Source organism: Nakamurella sp. (assembly GCF_048594475.1).
GTDB lineage: Bacteria > Actinomycetota > Actinomycetes > Mycobacteriales > Nakamurellaceae > Nakamurella.
On record NZ_JBMDXT010000046.1, the window covers coordinates 1 to 4,063 of the forward strand.

Annotated in this window: 4 protein-coding genes; all 4 read left to right on the forward strand. The window is 74.2% G+C overall.

Annotated features, from left to right (window positions below; genetic code table 11):
* Positions 1-73: 73 nt before the first annotated feature.
* Positions 74-2,560, forward strand: a complete 2,487-nt coding sequence (locus ACOJUF_RS02535; RefSeq protein WP_420120294.1) for a M15 family metallopeptidase — start codon at positions 74-76, stop codon at positions 2,558-2,560.
* A 48-nt stretch (positions 2,561-2,608) separates the two neighbouring features.
* Complete coding sequence (locus tag ACOJUF_RS02540; RefSeq protein ID WP_420120295.1) at positions 2,609-3,229, forward strand: GNAT family N-acetyltransferase; 621 nt, start codon at positions 2,609-2,611, stop codon at positions 3,227-3,229.
* A gap of 183 nt (positions 3,230-3,412) precedes the next feature.
* Positions 3,413-3,802 (forward strand): SRPBCC domain-containing protein, encoded by a 390-nt coding sequence (locus ACOJUF_RS02545; RefSeq protein WP_420120297.1) that lies wholly within the window; start codon positions 3,413-3,415, stop codon positions 3,800-3,802.
* A gap of 12 nt (positions 3,803-3,814) precedes the next feature.
* Positions 3,815-4,063: YciI family protein (locus ACOJUF_RS02550; protein WP_420120296.1), on the forward strand; the 249-nt coding region annotated here is incomplete at its 3' end.

The window sequence follows — 4,063 nt, forward strand, 5'->3', positions numbered from 1 at the left end:
ACCGGGCCGGCGGGCGACGGATCGTGCCCGAAAGTGCTTTCGCGCTCGCCGTCCGGATCGTCATGATGGATCGATGGGTGAGGCACGCACGCGGATCCGGCCCCCGCGGCCCGGTGCGGTGCGGCGGGCCGCCGCGCCGGCGGGCACCCGGGCGGCCACCACCCGGCGCCCGAGCCCGGCCCCGCAACCGGCCCAGGCCGTCCTGGACCTCCAGGCCACCGCCGGCAACCAGGCCGTCGCCGGCCTGCTCACCGCCGTGCAGCGGCAACCGGCGACGCCCCGGGCGACGGCCGGTTGGACCGGCGCGGACACGGCCGCCGACGGTGGACCCGGCTGGAACGCCGCGGCCCGCGACGATGTCGAGGGCACCGGCATCCGTCGCATCCCGCTCGACGACATCCCGGCCGGAAACCAGCTGGACTGGAGCCCGGACTACGACGCGGCGAAGAAGGACGGCGCGCAGAGCGAGCGCAACCGCACCGTCGAGACCGCCGCCGGCCGGGCCATCGTGCTCAAGCCGGCGGGCCTGACCGTCGACCGGCCGATCGACGTGCTGCTGCACCTGCACGGCTACACCAGCCGGCGCGGGGATCCGGCCGCCGGGTGGCGCCAGTCGAGCGTGCCGATCACCCGGGACGGCAAGTCCTACAAGCCGGTCCGGGACATCGACCAGGACCGGATCGCCCAGCAGATGGCCACCGTGACGCGGACGAACCCGCAGACCCTCGCGATCCTCCCGCAGGGCGTCGGGCATTCGTTCTTCGGCGCCGATTTCGAGCCCCGCTCGTACATCGACGCGGTCGTGACCCGGCTGCAGGCCACCAAGGAACTGCCCGTTCCGGCCGGCGGGTCGCTGCAGACCAACCTGATCCTGTCCGCGCACAGCGGCGGCGGGCACACCGTCCGTAAGGCCCTGCGGGCCGAGCTGGATGCAGCCAAGGCCCAGGCCCGGGCGGGGGCCCGGGCGGCCAAGAAGGGCCAGCCACCCCCCGGACCGGCCCCCGCCCTGAACCCCACCCAGGTGGTGCTGTTCGAGGCGATCAACAACGCCACCGAGCTGTCCACCGTGATCGAGTGGGTGTACCTGCATCTCAACCGGACCCGGGACGCGCTCGTCGCGGCCGGCAACCCGATCAGCCGGGTCTGGGCGATCGCCGGCTGCCCGACGCTGCGGGCCTACCGTTCCCGGGCCGGCTACAAGAGCACGTACGACGACCTGGACGCGGCCATCCGGCGCTGGTTCACCACCCCGGCCCTGGGCGGCCGCCTCCCCGCGGCCGACAAGGAGCTGCTGCAGGACCGGTTCAAGGTCGAGGTGCTGCACGGGATCACCAACAAGTCCGGCGGGCTGACCGGCCACGAGCAGGTCGTGGGCGGCCTGGGCACCCCGGAGCAGGGTCCGCTGGCCGACGCGCTGGCCGCCCGGACCGACCCGAGCAGTTCCCGGCTGCTCAAGGGACCCCCGGCCGGCCCGGGCACCGGAACGGGGTCGGCCGGACCGGCCCGGCAGCCGGAACCGGTCCCCGCCGCCGGCCGCCCGACCACGAGCACCCCGACCACCGGCGCCCCGACCACCAGCAGCCCGACCACCAGCAGCCCGACCACGAGCAGCCCGACCACCGGCCGGCCGACCACCGGCAGCCCGACCACCCCGACGACCGGCACCCCGACGGCGGGTGACCGCCGGGCATGGATCGCCGACACGACCAGGACCACGCTGGAGCTGCTGCCCGCCGCCCAGCGCGCCCGGTTCGAGAACGTGGCGTGGAACGACCTGGACTACCCCGGGGCCAAGCTCAGGATCAAGGACACCTCGGCCGAGAACCTGGCCCGGTGGCGGGCCGACTCCGGTTACGAGGTGTTCTCGGTGCCGAAGAAGACCAAGGACGGCCCGGTCGACGTCTGGTACCTGCGCGGGGCCCACCAGCGGGAGGCGGCCGCGCTGCTGCTGGCGCTGTCCCGGGTACGGCCCGGCGGCGGCGAGCGCCGGGTCAACACCGGCGCCGACGCCGTGCTGACCAAGAAGCAGTTCGCCACCGACCCCGCCGCCTACGACGAGTACATCGCCGGCCAGCTGCGCGACCCGGCCGGCGAGACCAAGAGCGGCACCCGCAAGATGCTCAACCGGTACGCCGCCGAGCAGTACGCCGCGATGCGGACGGCGGCCGCGAACGACGGCGTGACGCTGAGCATCGGCAACGCGTTCCGCGAGCGGAAGCGGGCCGAGAAGGCGGCGAAGAGCACGGACAACAGCGCGGCCGTCGCCTCCTACTCGGCGCATTCCCTCGGGCTGGCCATGGACCTGAACCTGCGCACCCGGGGGCTGCGCGACGTGGACGAGGTCACCACCCGGATGACCAACACGATCAGGCTGCTCGCCGCGCCGGCGTACAAATGGATGTTCGAGCACGGCGCCGAGTTCGGCTTCTTCCAGTACCGCAACGAACCATGGCACTGGGAGTACAACCCGCCCGGTTTCGACCGGACGTTCTGGGCCGACCGGCCGGACCTCGCCCCGGGGGCGGCGGCCGCATCGACGGCGGCGGCACCGAAGCGATAGCCGAAAATGGCCGGTGCGCGCGGCCGGGAACGACTACCGTGGCCGGCCATGGTGATCACCACCCGACGCACCGTGCTGCGACCCTGGCAGCCGGCGGAGGCCGATCGGCTGCACGACATCCTGCGGCGACCCGAGGTGACCGGCTGGCTGGGCGACGCCCGGCCGGCCACCCGGGAGCAGGTCGAGGACATGATCGCCCGCCATCTCGAGGACGACGGCATCCCGGTGTGCCTGGCCATCGTGCCGACGGGCGCCCCGGCGCCGGCCGGCTCGGTGATGGTCGACCGGCTCTCCCACGGCGATCCGCAGCTCGGCTGGTACCTGCATCCGGACGCCCAGGGCAACGGCTGGGCGACCGAGGCGGCCGCCGCCATGCTCGACTACGCGGTCGGCACCGGCGCTCCCCGGGTCTGGGCCGGCATGTGGCCGCACAACCGCGGGTCGGCGGCGATCTGCCGGCGCATCGGCATGGTCGACCTCGGCCGGCGGGAAGATCCCTGGTACGGCACGGTCGAGTACCCGCTGGCCCGCCACTTCTGCGTCTGGCAGCCCGACGCCGAGCACCCGCTGGACGTGCTGGATCGGCTCAACGCCGAGGCGACCCTGCCGCACACGACGGAGGAACCGCCGGTCGGCCCGGACGGCTGGACCTACCCGGGGCCGCCGTGAGCGGGCCGGCCCGGCCACCGGGAGAATTGTCGGGCCGGGTCCGTGCCGATTGTCGAAACGGGCCGCACCCGCGCGTCTGCGGGGTGATCCGCCGCCGTCCCGGCGACGGACCGTCCCGAAGGAGCCGACCATGACCACCACCCCGCGCGTGCTGCACCTGGCCATCCGGGCCACCCGGACCAGATCTGGACCGCCCTGATCGACGGGGACGTCACGCCGCAGTACTACGTCGGCTTCGCCGCCGAGTACGACCTGACGCCCGGCGCCCCGTACCGCTACACCGCCGGCGGCGGTGACATGATCACCGGGCGGGTGCTGGCGGTCGATCCGGGGCGCCGCCTGGAACTGACCTTCAACGGGCACTGGGACCCCGAGGTCGACCGGTTGCCCGAGTCGGTGGTCACCTTCGAGCTCACCGACGCCGTCATGCCGGTTCCCGGCGTCACCCTGCTGACCTGCCGGCACGAGCAGCTCCCGGACGCCCCGGTCGGCGACCACCTGGAGCTGGGCTGGGTCACGATCCTGTCCGGGCTCAAGACCCTGCTGGAGACCGGCCGCCCGCTCGCGGCCTGAGAGGATCGGGTCGTGCCGTACCTCATCATGGCGACCGAGAACCCCGACGACTTCGCCGCCCGCGAGGATCCGGACCGGGCGGGCGAGTACTGGACCGCCTGGCGCGGCTACCTCGCGGCGCTCGCCGAGAGCGGCGTCCTGCTCGCCGCCGGCGGCCTGGACCCGCCGGCGGCGGCGCGGACGGTCCGGCGGCGGGACGGGCGGCGGCGCGTCCAGGACGGGCCGTTCGCCGACACCCAGGAGCAGCTGGGCGGCTACGTC